This window comes from Paraburkholderia sp. MM5496-R1, from assembly GCF_050436205.1.
GTDB classification, from domain to species: domain Bacteria; phylum Pseudomonadota; class Gammaproteobacteria; order Burkholderiales; family Burkholderiaceae; genus Paraburkholderia; species Paraburkholderia tuberum.
Window position 1 is genome coordinate 4056204 of sequence record NZ_JBNDLT010000002.1, and the last position, 17002, is coordinate 4073205.

14 protein-coding genes and 1 pseudogene are annotated in these 17002 nt (G+C 66.2%); 11 read left to right on the forward strand and 4 right to left on the reverse strand.

Annotated features, from left to right (window positions below; all coding sequences use genetic code 11):
• Positions 1-6: 6 nt before the first annotated feature.
• Positions 7-1116 (reverse strand): regulator, encoded by a 1110-nt coding sequence (locus OKW38_RS25950; protein WP_184022388.1) that lies wholly within the window; start codon positions 1114-1116, stop codon positions 7-9.
• A gap of 305 nt (positions 1117-1421) precedes the next feature.
• On the opposite strand from OKW38_RS25950, the gene OKW38_RS25955 reads away from it, so the two are divergent.
• From OKW38_RS25955 to ftsB, 9 genes are all read left to right on the forward strand, one after another.
• Complete coding sequence (locus OKW38_RS25955; protein WP_184048864.1) at positions 1422-2675, forward strand: lipoprotein-releasing ABC transporter permease subunit; 1254 nt, start codon at positions 1422-1424, stop codon at positions 2673-2675.
• A gap of 31 nt (positions 2676-2706) precedes the next feature.
• Complete coding sequence (lolD, locus tag OKW38_RS25960) at positions 2707-3423, forward strand: lipoprotein-releasing ABC transporter ATP-binding protein LolD (protein WP_429363658.1); 717 nt, start codon at positions 2707-2709, stop codon at positions 3421-3423.
• A 43-nt stretch (positions 3424-3466) separates the two neighbouring features.
• Positions 3467-4255, forward strand: coding sequence for a TatD family hydrolase (locus OKW38_RS25965; RefSeq protein ID WP_429363660.1), 789 nt, complete (start codon positions 3467-3469; stop codon positions 4253-4255).
• A gap of 115 nt (positions 4256-4370) precedes the next feature.
• Positions 4371-7040: a DNA internalization-related competence protein ComEC/Rec2 gene (locus OKW38_RS25970; protein ID WP_429363661.1), complete on the forward strand. Its 2670-nt coding sequence runs from the start codon at positions 4371-4373 to the stop codon at positions 7038-7040.
• A 117-nt stretch (positions 7041-7157) separates the two neighbouring features.
• Positions 7158-7961 carry an alpha/beta fold hydrolase gene (locus OKW38_RS25975; protein WP_184022399.1) on the forward strand — a complete coding sequence of 268 codons (804 nt, stop codon included), beginning with the start codon at positions 7158-7160 and terminating at the stop codon, positions 7959-7961.
• Positions 7962-8103: 142 nt separating this feature from the next.
• Entirely contained in the window at positions 8104-9765 is a 1662-nt protein-coding gene (locus OKW38_RS25980; RefSeq protein ID WP_184022401.1) for a CTP synthase, read from the forward strand.
• Positions 9762-10616 (forward strand): 3-deoxy-8-phosphooctulonate synthase, encoded by an 855-nt coding sequence (gene kdsA / locus OKW38_RS25985; RefSeq protein ID WP_090800765.1) that lies wholly within the window; start codon positions 9762-9764, stop codon positions 10614-10616. The genes OKW38_RS25980 and kdsA overlap by 4 nt, the downstream gene beginning before the upstream one ends.
• Positions 10617-10781: 165 nt before the next feature.
• A complete protein-coding gene (eno, locus tag OKW38_RS25990; protein WP_018417543.1) occupies positions 10782-12065 on the forward strand; it encodes a phosphopyruvate hydratase in 1284 nt (427 codons plus the stop codon).
• A gap of 114 nt (positions 12066-12179) precedes the next feature.
• On the forward strand, positions 12180-12617 hold the full coding sequence (gene ftsB / locus OKW38_RS25995; RefSeq protein WP_429363663.1) for a cell division protein FtsB: 438 nt from the start codon (positions 12180-12182) through the stop codon (positions 12615-12617).
• A gap of 95 nt (positions 12618-12712) precedes the next feature.
• Here ftsB and OKW38_RS26000 read toward each other — a convergent pair whose 3' ends face one another.
• The 3 genes and pseudogenes from OKW38_RS26000 to OKW38_RS26010 all read right to left on the reverse strand — a co-directional run bounded on the left by OKW38_RS26000 (position 12713) and on the right by OKW38_RS26010 (position 14813).
• Positions 12713-13075, reverse strand: a complete 363-nt coding sequence (locus tag OKW38_RS26000; RefSeq protein ID WP_090800761.1) for a hypothetical protein — start codon at positions 13073-13075, stop codon at positions 12713-12715.
• A 198-nt stretch (positions 13076-13273) separates the two neighbouring features.
• Positions 13274-14225 (reverse strand): annotated as a pseudogene (hslO, locus tag OKW38_RS26005) (Hsp33 family molecular chaperone HslO).
• Between the two features lie 63 nt (positions 14226-14288).
• A complete protein-coding gene (locus OKW38_RS26010; protein WP_184048896.1) occupies positions 14289-14813 on the reverse strand; it encodes a gamma carbonic anhydrase family protein in 525 nt (174 codons plus the stop codon).
• A gap of 279 nt (positions 14814-15092) precedes the next feature.
• On the opposite strand from OKW38_RS26010, the gene OKW38_RS26015 reads away from it, so the two are divergent.
• Both OKW38_RS26015 and OKW38_RS26020 read left to right on the forward strand, forming a co-directional pair.
• Positions 15093-15998 carry a ferritin-like domain-containing protein gene (locus OKW38_RS26015; RefSeq protein WP_429363819.1) on the forward strand — a complete coding sequence of 302 codons (906 nt, stop codon included), beginning with the start codon at positions 15093-15095 and terminating at the stop codon, positions 15996-15998.
• 69 nt (positions 15999-16067) lie between these two features.
• Complete coding sequence (locus tag OKW38_RS26020; RefSeq protein ID WP_429363664.1) at positions 16068-16952, forward strand: alpha/beta fold hydrolase; 885 nt, start codon at positions 16068-16070, stop codon at positions 16950-16952.
• Positions 16953-17002 lie beyond the last annotated feature (50 nt).

The window sequence follows — 17002 nt, forward strand, 5'->3', positions numbered from 1 at the left end:
CGTGGATCATTCGATGAAAAGCGAGGCCAGCACGCGCCGCCGCCAGAATTTGCGCAGATCGCCGCGCGTGACCGTCAGCGTCACCGAGCCGGTGTCGCCGCACAGCGTGAGGCCGAGCTCGGCGAGTTCGCCCGACTGGAGAGCCGCGAGCGCGGGCGCGAACCAGTCGGTCTGCAGCGCGGCGAATGCCTGGTTCCAGCGCGCCCAGTCCTGTTCGATGTAGGGCGCGGAGAAGGGGTCGAGTTCGACGAGCGTTGCGCCGCTGCCGTTGGTGGTGCCGCGCAGCGCCGCGGCCAGTTCGCGATACGACGCCGGCGGCGCGCCTGTCGCGACCCCCGCGCTGAGCGCGAGACCGCGCGTTGCGGCGGCATCGGACAGCACCTGCGCGAACGGACTGCGCACGCTCCGCGCGGCGCCTTGCGCGTGAAACCAGATCGAGTTGACGGCCGGCAGCCCGCGCGCCTCCCGCGCTTCGTTGACCGGGTGCTCGAACCACGCCATCTGCACTTCGTTCTGCAGCTTCATCCACGCGCGAGAGCGTTCGCCGGAATGCGCTTCGTGCGGCAACCAGATCTCGATGTTGCGGCCGCTCGCGCGCAACGGCGACGCGCCCGCTAGCGAACCGAAAGCGTCGCTCGACAGATACCAGCGGATTGGCTTGGGCGCCTCGATGCGCACGCCGAGTTCCTCGATCAGCGGACGCGCAAGCGCGAGCAGCGTGCTCGCTTCGGCGTCCGACAGATTGAGCGACGCCGGGTCGATTAGCACCAGGTGGTCGTGCGCGATGTGCACGTGTACCGGCTGCACGCAGGCCCACGTCGCGTTGCCGGGTTCGCCGCCGTCGGCGCGCAGCATGTAGGGCGCGAGCGGGGCTTCGTCGGCGGCGGCCGAGGCGCCGTCGGGCAGCGCGCCGAATTGTCGCGCGACCCAGCGCTCGTGCGGCAGCGTGCGCTGAAAATCCTCGCCGATCACGCGTTCGATCAGCGTCGCGCGCGCGATCAGCCTGTCGAGAGCGGGACACTGGATGTCGTGAAGCGCGGTGGAGGCGTCGGCCGCGGCAGGCAGCGCGAAGGGCAGCAGAAGATGGAGGCGGTCGGCAGGCATGATGCTGCGCATTGTAGGGCAAACGGTGCGAGTATTTCGACGAAGCGCGGCCGGTTCGTCGATGGCGCGGCCGAGGCACGTCCTTTGCGCGAGCCGGCGGCATTGTGTGGCAAACTTCGCGCTTGATCGCTGGACCCGGCAGGGTGGCGCACCGCGGCGCCGCGCCTCTATGCGCCGGCAGAGCCGCACAGCGGCCGGGCGCGCGAGGAACGATCCGCGCCGCCGCGAGCCCAACGATCACGACGTTCGGGCCGCACGGCGGACGTCGAGGTCCGCCGATCCCGACATACAGTCGAAGAACGCACAAAAGGATTCGCTTGAAATTTCCCTACGAATGGCAGATTGGCTGGCGCTATACACGCGCCGGCAAACGCACGACCGGTAACGGCTTCATTTCGTTCATCGCGCTGGTGTCGATGTCGGGCATCGCGCTTGGCGTCGCGGCGCTGATCGTCGTGTTGTCGGTGATGAACGGCTTTCAGAAAGAGGTACGCGACCGCATGCTGTCGGTGCTCGCGCACGTCGAGATCTTTTCGCCGACCGGTTCGATGCCCGACTGGCAACTGACCGCGAAGGAGGCGCGCCAGAACAAGGAGGTGATCGGCGCGGCGCCCTACGTCGAGGCCCAGGCGCTGCTGACGCGCCAGGACGCGGTGAGCGGCGTCGCGTTGCGTGGCATCGAGCCGACGCTCGAGCCTGAAGTGTCCGACATCGGCAAGGAAATGAAAGGCGGCAAGCTGGCCGACCTCGTGCCCGGCGGCTTCGGCATCGTGCTCGGCGCCGATCTGGCGGCCAATCTCGGCGTGCAGCTGAACGACAAGATCACGCTCGTCGCGCCCGAAGGCACGATCACGCCGGCCGGCATGCTGCCGCGCCTGAAGCAGTTCACGGTGGTCGGCATTTTCGAGTCGGGCCATTACGAATACGACAGCACGCTCGCGCTGATCAACATCAAGGACGCACAGGCGCTGTTCCGGCTGCCCGCACCAACCGGCGTGCGGCTGCGCCTCACCGACATGCAGCGCGCGCCGGAAGTCGCGCATCAGCTCGCGCGCACGCTGTCGGGCGATCTGTACATTCGCGACTGGACCCAGCAGAACAAGACCTGGTTCTCGGCGGTGCAGATCGAGAAGCGCATGATGTTCATCATCCTGACGCTGATCATTGCGGTGGCCGCGTTCAATCTGGTGTCGTCGCTGGTGATGACGGTGACCAACAAGCAGGCCGACATCGCGATCCTGCGCACGCTCGGCGCGCAGCCCGGCTCGATCATGAAGATCTTCGTCGTGCAGGGCGTGACGATCGGCTTCATCGGCACGGCGACCGGCGTCGTGCTCGGCTGTCTGATCGCGTGGAGCATTCCGTGGCTCGTGCCGATGATCGAGCATCTGCTCGGCGTGCAATTCCTGCCGCCGTCGGTGTACTTCATCAGCGAGCTGCCGTCCGAGCTGGTTCCGGCGGACGTCGCGCGCATCGGCATCATCGCGTTCGTGCTGTCGGCGCTCGCGACGCTCTATCCGAGCTGGCGCGGCGCGAAGGTCCGTCCGGCGGAGGCGCTGCGCTATGAATGACCGCCTCGTCCATCCCTCAACCGATTCATCCATGACCGCTCAGGACTCCGCGTTGCATCCGTTCGTGCTCGAAGCCACCGGCATTTCCAAAGCGTTCGTGCAGGGCGGGCTGAACGTGCAGGTGCTCAACAATGCGCAACTCGCCGTGCGGCGCGGCGAGAAGCTCGCGATCGTCGGCGCGTCGGGCTCCGGCAAGAGCACGCTGCTGCACGTGCTCGGCGGTCTCGACGATCCGAGCGCGGGCCACGTGTCGGTGCTCGGCAAGCCGTTCACGAAACTCTCCGAGCGCGAGCGCAACGTCCTGCGCAATCGCGCGCTCGGTTTCGTGTATCAGTTTCACCATCTGCTGCCGGAGTTTTCCGCCCTCGATAACGTCGCGATGCCGCTGCGGATTCGTCGCGAGACGACCGAAGTCGCGCGCCGCGAGGCCATGGCGGTGCTGGAGCGCGTCGGCATGGGGCATCGCGCGAAGCATCGGCCGGGCGAGCTGTCGGGCGGCGAGCGTCAGCGTGTCGCGATCGCGCGTGCGCTCGTCACGAAGCCCGCCTGCGTGCTCGCCGACGAGCCGACCGGTAACCTTGACGGCGGCACCGCCGACACGGTCTTCAACCTGATGCTCGAACTGTCGCGCACGCTCGAGACGAGCTTCGTGATCGTCACGCACGACCCGGAGCTGGCGGGCCGCTGTGATCGCATCATGCGGTTGCGCGACGGCGTGCTGCACGAAGAGCCGCCGGTGCCGGTCTGAGTGCGGGCCGGCACGGTCCGCACTCTTGCCAGCGAGATAACCCATGTGGATCGACACGCACTGCCATCTCGACGCTTCGGAATTCGACGCCGACCGTGATGCGGTTGCGGCGTCCGCGTGCCATGCGGGGGTGTCGCGCATCGTGATTCCGGCGATCGGGCGACAGAACTTCGCGGCGGTGCGCGAGCTCGCGCATCGCGTCGACGGCGGCGCGTACGCGCTCGGCATTCATCCGCTCCTCACGCCGCACGCCGTCGATGCCGACCTCGACCTGTTGCGCATGGAGATCGAGGCGAGTCTCGACGATCCGCGCTTCGTCGGCATCGGCGAGATCGGGCTCGACTATTTCGTCGACGGCCTCGACGATGCGCGCCAGCAGTTTTTCTACAACGGCCAGTTGCAGCTCGCGCGCGAATTCGATTTGCCGGTCATCTGCCATGTGCGCAAATCGCAGGATCAGGTGATCAAAGGGCTGCGCCGGCATCAGATTCATCGCGGCATCGCGCACGCGTTCAATGGCAGTTTCCAGCAGGCGCAGGCGTACATCGATCAGGGCATGCATCTTGGGTTCGGCGGCAACCTCACGTTCGAGCGCGCCCGGCAGATCCGGCGACTCGCGGAACAACTGCCGTTCGATGCGCTGGTCGTCGAGACCGACGCGCCCGATATCGCGCCGTCGTGGATGTACAGGCAGCGCAATTCACCCGAGCAGATTCCGGCGATCGGCGCGAGCCTCGCGCGACTGCGCGGTGTCACTTCCGACGCAGCCGCCCTTGGCACAACGGCTAACGCGCTCGCCGCGCTGCCGCGACTCGCGCTTTCCTCTGCATAATCGATTCCGTTGATCGAAAGGGTTCGCGTCGGGCGATCCCCACGCCCGGCGGGCTCGCTGCTGCCCGTTCGCTGGCGCAGTGACGAGGCCCGGCGCCAGCGGGTACGGAGGGCGGATGAGGGCGGTCTGGTGTGGATTTGCGTTGGGGGTGGTCTGGCTGCAGCGACAGGCGGTGTTGCCGGATACAGGCGCATGGTGCGCGTTGATACTGCTCGGCTGCACGGCGGCCGGCGTTGCGGTGTGGGGTTTGCGTGGCGGCGGAGCGGCTGCGGCGGCGGGTGTTACAGGTGCGGCAGGTGCGGCAGGTGCGGCAGATGCGGCCGGTGCGGCGCTCCAGCGCGAATACGAGCGGGGCTTCTCGCACCAGCTCGCTAGCCGCGTATGGCGCGACGCTCGCATGCGGCGGGTGGCCGGTTGGAGCGCGGTGTGGTGCGCGGCGATCTGCGTCGGCTTCGGCTACGCGGCCGTGCGCGCGCAAACGCGGCTCGCGGTGAGCCTGCCGCACGAGTGGGAAGGGCGCGATATCGAGGTGGTCGGCACGATCAAGGGATTGCCGACGCGTGACGACAAAGGCGCGCGCTTCCTGTTCGACGTCGATACGAACGGTGCGCGGCTCGCCGCTTTCCCGCGCGTGATCCAGCTAGCCTGGATCGCGCGCAACGCCGCGGCGCCGCGGCTCGAACCGGGCGAACGCTGGCGTCTGACCGTGCGCCTGAAGCGCCCGCACGGCAACGCGAATTTCGGCGTGCGCGATGCAGAGGCGAGTCTGCTCGCGCGCAACGTCCGCGCGACCGGCTACGTGAGCGTGCCGGACCATGCGCGGCGCCTGACCGGTCACGCGCGCGGGCTCGCCGTGCTGGTCGACCGCTGGCGCGCCGGATTGCGTGCGCGTATCGACACGGTGCTTGCCGATGCGCCGCATCGCGGCATCGTCGTCGCGCTCGCGATCGGCGCGCAGGACGAAGTGAGCCCCGCCGACTGGCAATTGATGCGCGGCACCGGCACGAGTCATCTGGTGGCGATTTCGGGCTTGCATCTCGGCTTGGTCGCGGGGCTGACCGGCTGGCTCGCGGCGGCAATCTGGCGACGGTCGGGGTGGCTCGGCCGCAACTGGCCGCTGCGCTTGCCCGCGCAGCTCGTCGGCGTGACGGCGGGTGCGATGTTCGCCGCACTGCATGCCGCGCTCGCGGGCTTCAACGTGCCAGCGCAACGCGCGCTGTGGATGGCCGCGCTCGTCGCGCTGGCGTTCGTCGGCGGCCGGCAGCTAGCGCGCTCCACGGTGCTCGCGTGGGCGCTCGGGCTCGTGCTGCTGGTCGATCCTTGGGCGGTCGTGTCGGCCGGATTCTGGCTGTCGTTTTGCGCAGTCGGCGCGATCCTGTTGGCGATGTCGGGGCGGCCGCGCGTGCGGGTTCCACTGGCGTCCCGTCATCATGAAGACGAGGAGGGCAGCGCGGCGCGTCCCGTGTCGATCCGGCGTTTGCGCGCGCTCGCCGAACGGTTGCGCAGCGCCGCTCACGCGCAGGTCGCGGTGACGGTCGCGCTGGCGCCGCTGACCGCCTACTGGTTCGCGCAAATTCCGCTCGCCGGTCCGCTCGCGAACGCGTTCGCGATTCCCTGGGTGAGCCTGCTCGTCACGCCGACGGTGCTCGCGGGCGTCGCATTGCCCGCGCCGCTCGATGCGTTCGCGTGGCGCGCCGCGCACACGCTGCTCGATGGTCTCGCGGCCGGCCTGCAACTGGCGTCGGGACCGCGCTGGACGCTGTGGTGGCTGCCGCAGCCGCATGCGTGGGCGCTGGCCGCGGCGGCGCTCGGTGTGCTGTGGTGTCTCGCGCCGCGCGGCTGGCCCCTGCGCTGGGCGGCGCCGCTGTCGTGGCTGCCGCTGCTGATGCCCAGCGCAAGCGGCGCACTCGCCGAGCCATCAGGCGCGTTCCGTCTGACTGCGCTCGATGTCGGGCAGGGCTCGTCGGTGCTCGTGCAGACCGCGCATCACGCCTTGCTGTTCGATGCGGGTCCCGGTCCGGAATCGAGCCACGCTGGCGAGCGCGTGGTGGTGCCGTTCCTGCGGGCGCAAGGCGTGACGACGCTCGATACGCTGATGATCAGTCACGCTGATTCGGATCATGCGGGCGGCGCCCCTGCCGTTTTCGATGCGATCGAGGTGCGTCAGCTGGTGGCTGCTCTGGCGCCGGACAATCCGCTGTGGCCGAAGGCAAACCAGCATGGCACGCAGACGCTGCCGTGCGTGGCGGGGCAGCGCTGGCACTGGGATGGTGTTGAGTTCGCCGTCCTGTGGCCTGACGTCGGGGCACTCACGGGCAAGGCGAACGAGCATTGCTGCGTGTTGAGGGTCAGCACGTTGCCGCCCACCAACGCAAGCCAGGCGGCGGCGTTCGTCGGTGCGAACGCGCCGCGTTTCACGGCCCTGCTGACCGCCGACATCGAAGCGCCGGCCGAACGCGCGCTGCTCGCGCGCGATCCCGCTATGCTGCGCGCGCAAGTGTTGATGGTGCCGCATCATGGCAGCAAAACGTCGTCGACCGAGCCGTTCCTCGACTCTATCGATCCGTCCATCGCGTTATTTCAGGTAGGCTACGAGAATCGCTTCCATCATCCGAATGCGGGCGTGTTCGCGCGCTACGCGGCGCGTCATATCGAACTCGGGCGCAGCGATCGCGATGGCGCCGTGAGGGTCGACGTCGATCCGGGCGCGCGCGGTGAGGAGGGCGCCGCGCTCACGCTCGAGCGCTATCGGGACACGCAGCGCCGCTACTGGATGGAGCCCTGAGCGCGTCGCGGCCCGATGAGCGCAACAGCGCAGACAACAGGCGCAAGCAGCGGTATAAGCAGCGGCACGGGCAAAGCACCCGCCCACGCGTAAAAAACACAACGGAGATCGCCGCAGTTGAAAAACATCATCCATTTCTCGCATGCGAACGGCTTTCCGGCCTCGACTTACCGGACGATCTTCGCCGAGCTCTCCGACGACTACGACGTGCGCTCGATCGAGCGGATCGGCCATGATCCGCGCTTTCCGGTCACACAGGACTGGCCCCATCTGGTCGAGCAACTGCTTGACGACATCGCCCGCAAGTACGAGCAGCCGGTGTGGCTCGTCGGGCATTCGCTCGGTGGTTATCTGTCGCTGATGGCGGCGCTGAAAAAGCCGCAGTGGGTGAGGGGCGTCGTGATGCTCGACTCGCCGGTGATCGCCGGCTGGCGCAGCAGCATGCTGCGCGTGTCGCAATGGACCGGGCTCGACGAGCGGCTGTCGCCCGCCGCCGCGACGCGCAAGCGGCGCACGCAATGGACGAGCCGTGACGAAGCATGGCGGCACTTCCATTCGAAGCCCGCGTTCGCGCGCTGGGACGAGCGCATGCTGTCCGACTACATCGACTTCGGCATTCCGCAGAGTTCGCCCGACGGCACCCGGGTGCTCGCGTTCGATCGTCGCACCGAATACCAGATCTACCGGACGCTGCCGCATACGCTCGGCGCGCGGCTCGCGCGCGGCGCGCCGGTGCCGGTCGGGTTCATCGCCGGAACACGCTCGAAGGAAATCCGCCAGGCCGGGCTCGACGCGACGCGACGCGCGACCGGCGGGCATGTCGAGTGGATCGAGGGCAGCCATCTGTATCCGATGGAAAAGCCGATCGAAACCGCGCGCGCGGTGCAACGCATGCTGCGTGAACTGGAGCGAACCGCCTGACGTGCTGCGGGCACGAAGCGGGCCCCAAACCGCTGCGCCGGCTGCCATGCGAGGCGGCCTCGGCACGCGTGGGTCGGTCGTTTTTTGCTGGGTCGGGACCATCCTTTACGGTATAATCCGTTTTTCCCGCGAGCATCCAGCGATGACCAAATATGTTTTCGTCACCGGCGGCGTAGTATCTTCCCTCGGCAAGGGTATTGCCGCCGCTTCCCTCGCCGCGATCCTCGAATCGCGCGGTCTTAAAGTCACCCTCCTCAAACTCGATCCCTACATCAACGTCGACCCCGGCACGATGAGCCCGTTTCAGCACGGCGAAGTGTTCGTGACGGAAGATGGAGCGGAAACCGACCTCGACCTCGGCCACTACGAGCGCTTCATCAGCACGAAGATGCGCAAGGCCAACAACTTCACCACGGGCCAGATTTACGAGTCGGTAATCCGCAAGGAACGCCGCGGCGATTATCTCGGCAAGACCGTGCAGGTCATCCCGCACATCACGAACGAAATCCAGGCATTCGTCGAGCGCGGCGCAGCGTCTGCGACGTGCGGCGAGCCGGATGTCGCGATCGTCGAAGTGGGTGGCACGGTGGGTGACATCGAATCGCTGCCGTTTCTCGAAGCCGCGCGCCAGATGAGCCTGCGCCTCGGCCGCAACAGCGCGTGCTTCGTGCACCTGACGCTGGTGCCCTGGGTCGCCACGGCCGGCGAACTCAAAACCAAGCCCACCCAGCACAGCGTGCAGAAGCTGCGCGAAATCGGCATTTCGCCGCACGTGCTGCTGTGCCGTGCCGACCGCCGCATTCCGGACGACGAGCGCGCGAAGATCTCGCTGTTCTCGAACGTGCCCGAAGACGCGGTGATTTCCGTGTGGGACGCGGACAGCATCTACAAGATTCCGCAGATGCTGCACGACCAGGGTCTCGACGCGATCATCTGCGAAGAGCTGAAGCTCACGCCGAAGGCGGCGGACCTGTCCATGTGGTCGGACCTCGTCGAGAAGCTGCAGAACCCGAAGCACGAAGTGACGATCGGCATGGTCGGCAAGTACGTCGATCTGACCGAGTCGTACAAGTCGCTGATCGAAGCGCTGCGTCATGCGTCGATGCATACGTCGACGCGCGTGAACATCGAGTACATCGACTCCGAAGAAATCGAAACGCAAGGCGTCGGGAGCCTCAAGCATCTCGACGCGGTGCTCGTGCCGGGCGGCTTCGGCCGTCGCGGCACCGAAGGCAAGATCGCCGCGATCCGTTATGCGCGCGAAGCGAAGGTGCCGTATCTCGGCATCTGCCTCGGCATGCAGCTCGCCGTGATCGAATTCGCCCGCGACGTCGTCGGCCTGAAGGACGCGAACAGCACCGAATTCGATCAGGAAACGAAGAACCGCGTGGTCGCGCTGATCACCGAGTGGTACGACCGCGAAGGCCGCGTCGAGAAGCGTACCGAAGAGTCGGATCTCGGCGGCACGATGCGCCTCGGCTCGCAACGCTGCCCGATCAAGCCCGGCACGCTCGCCGAAGAGATCTACGGCACCGACGTGAACGAACGCCATCGTCACCGTTATGAGGTGAATAACCGTTTCGTGCCCCAGCTCGAAGGCGGTGGCCTCATCATTAGCGCCCGTACCCCGAGCGAGGATTTGCCGGAAATGATGGAGCTGCCGCGCAGCATGCACCCGTGGTTCGTCGGCGTCCAGTTCCACCCTGAATTCACGTCTACGCCGCGTGACGGTCATCCGCTGTTCAAGTCGTTCGTCGAAGCGGCGCTCGCGCATCAGCAGTCGAGGGTCGAGGAGAAAGCATGAAACTGGGCGATTTCGACGTCGGGCTCGACAAGCCGTTTTTCCTGATCGCCGGTACCTGTGTCGTCGAATCCGAACAGATGACGATCGACACGGCCGGCCGCCTGAAGGAAATCTGCGCGAAGCTGAACATTCCGTTCATCTACAAATCGTCGTACGACAAGGCCAATCGCAGCAGCGGCAAGTCGTTTCGCGGTCTGGGCATGGACGAAGGTCTGCGCATCCTGTCGGAAGTGAAGCGCCAGCTCGGTCTGCCGGTGCTGACCGACGTGCACGCCGAACACGAGATCGAGCAGGTGGCGTCGGTCGTCGACGTGCTGCAAACGCCCGCGTTCCTGTGCCGTCAGACCGACTTCATCCACGCGTGCGCGCGCTCGGGCAAGCCGGTCAACATCAAGAAGGGCCAATTTCTCGCGCCGCACGACATGAAGAACGTGATCGACAAGGCGCGCGACGCCGCGCGTGAAGCGGGTCTGTCCGAAGACCGCTTCATGGCGTGCGAGCGCGGCGTGTCGTTCGGCTATAACAACCTTGTGTCGGACATGCGTTCGCTCGCGATCATGCGCGAGACCAACGCGCCGGTCGTGTTCGACGCGACGCATTCGGTGCAGTTGCCGGGCGGTCAGGGCACGAGCTCGGGCGGCCAGCGCGAATTCGTGCCGGTGCTCGCGCGCGCCGCGGTCGCGGTCGGCGTCGCCGGTCTGTTCATGGAAACGCACCCGAATCCGGCGCAAGCGAAGTCCGACGGGCCGAACGCGGTGCCGCTCAATCGCATGGCCGACCTGCTCGAGACGCTCGTCACGCTCGACCGGGCCGTCAAGCGCGGGCCGTTCCTCGAAAGCGATTTCAACTGATTCAGGTGTGCGCCGCGTGTCACGATTGTCCTCGATAATCGACCCGCGGCGTTTTCGCATAATGGTCGTCGAACGTATCGGCGCGCGAGCTGTCTGTCGGGGAGACCGGCAGACACGCGATGCAAGGTCACAGTAAAGAATTCAACGTCATCCTTTGAGGAAACCATGAGTGCTATCGTAGACATCATCGGTCGAGAGATTCTCGATTCGCGAGGCAACCCCACCGTCGAATGCGACGTGCTGCTCGAGTCGGGCACGATGGGGCGCGCGGCCGTGCCGTCGGGCGCGTCGACCGGCTCGCGCGAAGCGATCGAACTGCGCGACGGCGAAGCCGGCCGCTACGGCGGCAAGGGTGTACTGAAGGCCGTCGAGCACATCAACACGGAAATCTCCGAAGCGATCATGGGTCTCGACGCTTCCGAGCAGGCGTTCCTCGACAAGACGCTGCTCGAGCTCGACGGCACCGACAACAAGTCGCGCCTCGGCGCGAACGCGATGCTGGCCGTGTCGATGGCCGTCGCGAAGGCCGCGGCTGAGGAGGCCGGTCTGCCGCTGTACCGCTACTTCGGCGGCTCGGGCGCGATGCAACTGCCGGTGCCGATGATGAACATCGTCAACGGCGGCGCGCATGCGAACAACAGCCTGGACATCCAGGAATTCATGATCGTGCCGGTCAGCCAGCCGAGCTTCCGCGAAGCACTGCGCTGCGGCGCCGAAGTGTTCCACGCGCTGAAGAAGATCCTGTCGGACCGCGGCATGAGCACGGCAGTCGGCGACGAAGGCGGCTTCGCACCGAACTTCGGCAGCAACGAGGAATGCCTGTCCACTATTTTGCAAGCCATCGAGAAAGCAGGCTACCGCGCCGGTGAAGACGTGCTGCTCGCGCTCGACTGCGCGGCGAGCGAGTTCTACCACGACGGCAAGTACCAGCTCGCGGGCGAAGGCCTGCAGCTGTCGTCGACGGAATTCGCGGACTACCTCGCGAACCTCGCCGACAAGTTCCCGATCGTGTCGATCGAAGACGGCATGCACGAGGGCGACTGGGAAGGCTGGAAGACGCTGACCGACAAGCTCGGCAACAAGGTCCAACTGGTCGGCGACGACCTGTTCGTGACGAACACGCGCATCCTGAAGGAAGGCATCGAGAAGGGCATCGCGAACTCGATCCTGATCAAGATCAACCAGATCGGCACGCTGACGGAAACCTTCGCGGCGATCGAAATGGCCAAGCGCGCGGGCTACACGGCGGTGATTTCGCACCGTTCGGGCGAAACTGAAGACTCGACGATCGCGGACATCGCCGTCGGTCTGAACGCCGGCCAGATCAAGACAGGTTCGCTGTCGCGTTCCGACCGCATCTCGAAGTACAACCAGCTGCTGCGTATCGAGGAAGATCTCGGCGATATCGCGAGCTACCCGGGCAAGTCGGCCTTCTACAATCTGCGCTAAGCGGTCTTCGCCAGATTGTTCACGCCGATCGATGAGCCGGTTATCCTTCGTTTCTGATTGACCTCGCCGCCCTGCGTATAGCGCAGGGCGGCGCGTATTTATTGTGCTTACTTCATGCGGCTTGTCACTGCTGTCCTGATCGTTCTGCTGGCGTTGATCCAGTACCCGCTCTGGTGGGGGCACGGCGGCTGGCTGCGCGTACATGAGTTGCAGGGACAACTCGCGCAGCAACTGCAGAAGAATGCCGACGCGAAGCTGCGCAACGAGCGCATCCAGGGCGAAGTGCAGGACCTGCAGAATGGCACGGCCGCGGTCGAAGAGCGGGCGCGCTACGAAATGGGCATGGTCAAGGACGGCGAAGTGTTCGTGCAGTTCGTGTCGCCGAACCAGCCGTTGCCGTTGGCGAATACGCCGTCGGCGAACACCTCGACGCGCGGTGAGGTGTCGGCCGCGCCGCTGCATGTGGTGCCGAATCCGGAGTCGCGCGCGAAGCCGGATCGCAAGCATGGCGGGAAGGCAGCGGCTGCGAAGCAGAAGAAGCCGGTGCACTGAGGTTCGATATTTCGCATCGGCCTCGCAGGAAGGCGCAAAAAAAGCGCGGTTCATCCTGAACCGCGCTTTTTTGTTTTTATGCTGCCGTGTTCGCCCTACCAGCCCCAATACGGCCCGAACCCGACGCCGATCCCGGTTCCCCAGCCACGTCCCCAGCCGCCGCTCGAGAAGCCCGCGGAAAACCTCACGGGCGGCGAACGCGAGTAATAGCGCGACCAGGCTTGCGCGGCGGCGTCCGCGGCCATCGTCTGATTCTGTTCGAACATGACCTGTTGCTCGATCGCGTCATAGCGCGCGCGTTCCTCCGGTGTCAGCGTCTGCGTATGACTGATGGCTTCAGCCTGATCGGGCGGCAGACGGCTCAGAATCGGCGCTGGGCCACGCGGATCGATCGAGCAGCCGGCCAGCACCGCGCTGCCCGTGAGGACGGCAAGGATCAACGAAAGCGTGTGCTTCATGGTCGAATCTCCATCGGTCCGAGGCTCGAGCAAGCGTCTTCCAACGCGCAGCGCCGCATCCTTCCAAAGTATCAACGCCGCGCTCAAAAGCAACGCGCCGCCCGAGCCGTGACGAGGCATGGGGCGGCGCGGTCAGGACTTGCGTTGAAGAGCGCGATCAGTTCACGGGCACGTACTCCGCTTCGGCGAAAGCGCGGTCTAGTGCCGCTGCGCGGCCGCCGGCGTCACACCCTGTGAGAGTCCGCCGGCCACGAAAAGTTGCGCGACGTCGACCGGGTCGAACTCGTAGCGCTGATTACAAAACTCGCAGTGAATCTCGACGTGGCCGCGTTCCTCGATCACGCTGTCGACTTCATCGCGGCCAAGCATCTTCAGCATCGCGCCGACTTTTTCGCGCGAGCACGTGCATTCGAAGCGCGCGGTAACGGGCTCGAAATGCTGGACGTTTTCCTGCCAGAACAGGCGTCGGAACACCGTCTCAGGTTCTTCCTTCAGCAGCTCGTCGTGCGACAGCGTGCCGCCGAGCGTGCACACGCGTTCCCACGTATCCGCGTCGAGCTCGCCCGGATGCGGGACGATGCCGCCGTCGCCCGGCAGTTTCTGCAGCAGCATGCCGACCGCGCGCTCGGTGTTCGCCGCGAGCCACATGCGCGTGTCGAGCTGCTCGGAGTGATGGCATATAGTGCTCGAGCACCTCGGCGATCGACTTCAGCGCTCCGTCCACGCCCGACAGCGGCACGATACTCTGGTACGGCTGCTGGCCGGGCTGCTTGGCGGTCGGGTCGAGCGTGATCACGCAGCGGCCGTAGCCGCTCGCGTTCACCAGATCGATGAGCGAGGTCGTGTCGTCGATCGTATGGGCGGCTTCGCCGGACAGCTTCGCGGTGGCGCGCATGGTCAGGTTCGAGCTGCACTGCACGACCAGCATCTTGACCGGGCCATCGCCGAAAATCTGCATGACGAGCGTGCCGTCGAATTTCAGGTTCGCCGACAGCAGCGCGCACGCGGCCATCATTTCGCCCAGAATCGTTCGCACGGGCGCCGGATAATCGCGGCGCGTCAGGACGTCCTGCCAGGTATTGCGCAGGGAAACGATCTCGCCGCGCACCGGCGCCGCGCTGAACATGAATTTTTGCAACTGGTCGCTCACAACTTTTCCTCGCTGGAATGACGCGGCATGACGCCGCGCCTTTGCGCACCGCGCGCCGGCCGTCTAGCCGATGCGTACGAGCTGCGCCTTGAAATACTCGCGGCGCCCGGCATAGCTTGCCGCGCCGCGCTGCATGTTGGCGATATCCGCTTGCGTCAGTTCGCGCACCGCCTTCGCCGGCGCGCCGAGGATCAGCGTATTGTCGGGAAACACCTTGCCCTCGGTGACGATGGCGCCCGCTCCGACCAGACAGTTGCGGCCGATCACCGCGCCATTCAAGACCACCGCCTGAATTCCGATCAACGCGCCTTCCTTGATCGTGCAGCCGTGCAGCATCGCCTGATGGCCGATCGTCACGTTCGACTCGACCGTCAGCGGATAGCCGGGGTCGGTGTGCAGCACCGCGCTTTCCTGCACGTTGCTGCCGGCGCCGATCGTGATCGGCTCGTTGTCGCCGCGCAGTGTCGCGCCGAACCACACGCTCGCGTTCTCCTCGAGCGTTACGTTGCCGATGATGTTCGCCGAATCCGCGACGAACACGCTTTCATGAATGATCGGGGCGGCTTCGCCCAGCTTGTAAATCGTCACAATGTCTCCTTGTTGGTCAGAGCCGGGCCTTCGGTGACTCCGATCCGGTGCACGATGATGGTCTGATCGGTTGCCACGCATGGGCGGGGCGGCGCGCAGCCGGCGCGGTGCGAGGTCGGCGGTCTTGCGTCGCCAACTGACGGGCGTGCCCGAAAGCGCGCCGGTTGGTCGAATCGGGTATTGTAAACGGTTGTGTGCTTGAGCCGCTTGGCCGCTCGCGCGCGGCTCAGCCGCCGTCTGTCCGCCGTCTTTACCGCCTCCAACGCCGATCCGTTTGCCATGACGTCCGCCGCTTCGCCCGTTTCTGTCGCTTCTCCCGCATCGAATTCTCACGACGAGCCGCCGTGCGCGCGCCGCGCCGCGCTCGCCGCGTTGCGCGAGCGGGATCCGGCCGCGAAGGCCGCGGCGGCCCGCGAGCTGTACGCTGCGGTACTCGACGGTCGCGCGCTCTGTGACTCCGGCCTCGATCTCGCCGAGCCCGCTGGCCTGCCGGGCCGCCCCGAACGGCCCGAACTGGTCGAACCGCGCCAACTCGGTCGACGCAGCATGCAGTCGCCACAGGGCCGCGCGGTGCTGCTCCACGCGCTCGCCCACATCGAGTTCAATGCGATCAATCTGGCGCTCGACGCCATCTGGCGTTTCCCCGGCATGCCCGCCGGGTTCTATACCGACTGGCTCAAGGTCGCCGTTGAAGAGGCGTATCACTACTCGCTGCTCGCCGCGCGTCTCGCCGAATATGGCCACGCGTACGGCGACTTCCCGGCGCACGGCGGCCTATGGGACATGTGCGAGCGCACCCGTGGCGACGTGCTCGCGCGCATGGCGCTCGTGCCGCGTACGCTCGAAGCGCGCGGCCTCGACGCGTCGCCGCCGATCCGCGCGCGTCTGCAGCAGGCCGGCGATCACGCGTCGGCGGCGATTCTCGACGTGATCCTGCGCGATGAAATCGGCCACGTGCTGATCGGCAACCGCTGGTTCCGTCACCTGTGCGACGCGGACGGCCTCGATCCGCACCACACCTATCTGCGTCTCGCCGACCAGTATCACGCGCCGAAACTGCGTGGCCCGTTCAATTTCGAAGCGCGCCGCGACGCTGGTTTCGACGACGCCGAACTCGCCGCGCTCGCGAGTCAGGATGCGCAGCAAGCCATGCAGGCAACGGACGACCGAGCATCGCGTCAATAAACCGTTACCACTTCTTGCGCCGCTGTTCCTATAATCGAACGACCATTCTTTTTTACGGGTGCGCCGTTCATGAATACATCCCGCTCTGAGTTCGTTGCCGCGCGCGGCGTCCGGCTGCACGTGCGGCGCTGGGGCCATCCCGATGCGCGGATACTGTTCATGCTGCACGGCTGGATGGACGTCGGCGCGTCGTTCCAGTTCGTCGTCGATGCGCTCGGTGGCGACTGGCAGGTGATCGCGCCCGACATGCGCGGCTTCGGTCTGTCCGACTGGCCGGTCGCCGAGCGCGGCGGCGGCAGCTACTGGGTGCAGGACTATCTCGGCGATCTCGACGCGCTGATCGACCACTACGCGCCCGACGGCCAGGTGAACCTCGTCGGTCACAGCATGGGCGCGAACGTCGTGTGCCTGTATGCGGGCGTGCGGCCGCAGCGGGTACGGCGCGTGGTCGATCTGGAAGGCTTCGGGCTCGCACCATCGCATCCGGCGCAGGCGCCGAAGCGCCTGCTCAACTGGCTCGACGAATTGCGCGATCCACCCCAGCTCAAGCGCTACGCGTCGCTCGACGAGGTCGCCGCCCGCCTGATCAAAACCAATCCGCGCCTCGTTCCGCGGCGTGCGCAATTTCTCGCGCAGCACTGGTCGAAGCCGGATGGCGAAGGGCGCTTCATGCTGCTCGCGGATCCAGCGCACAAGGTCCGCGGCCCGACGCTGTATCGCCTCGACGAGGTGATGGCGGTGTGGCGTAAGGTCAGCGCGAAGGTGCTGCACGTCGAGGCCGCCGGCTCGTCGACGCTCGCGCAGATCGCCGGCGACATTCCGCTCGACGAATTCAAGGCGCGTTTCCAGGCGTTTCCCGATTGGCGCGAGAAGATCGTCGACGGCGCGGGGCACATGGTGCATCACGACCAGCCGGAGCAGATCGCCGCGTTGATCGAGGGGTTCTGCGCCTGACACCGCGCCTGAAGCTACGTTTGAAACGGCGCTCGTGGGTCGCCCGGAGG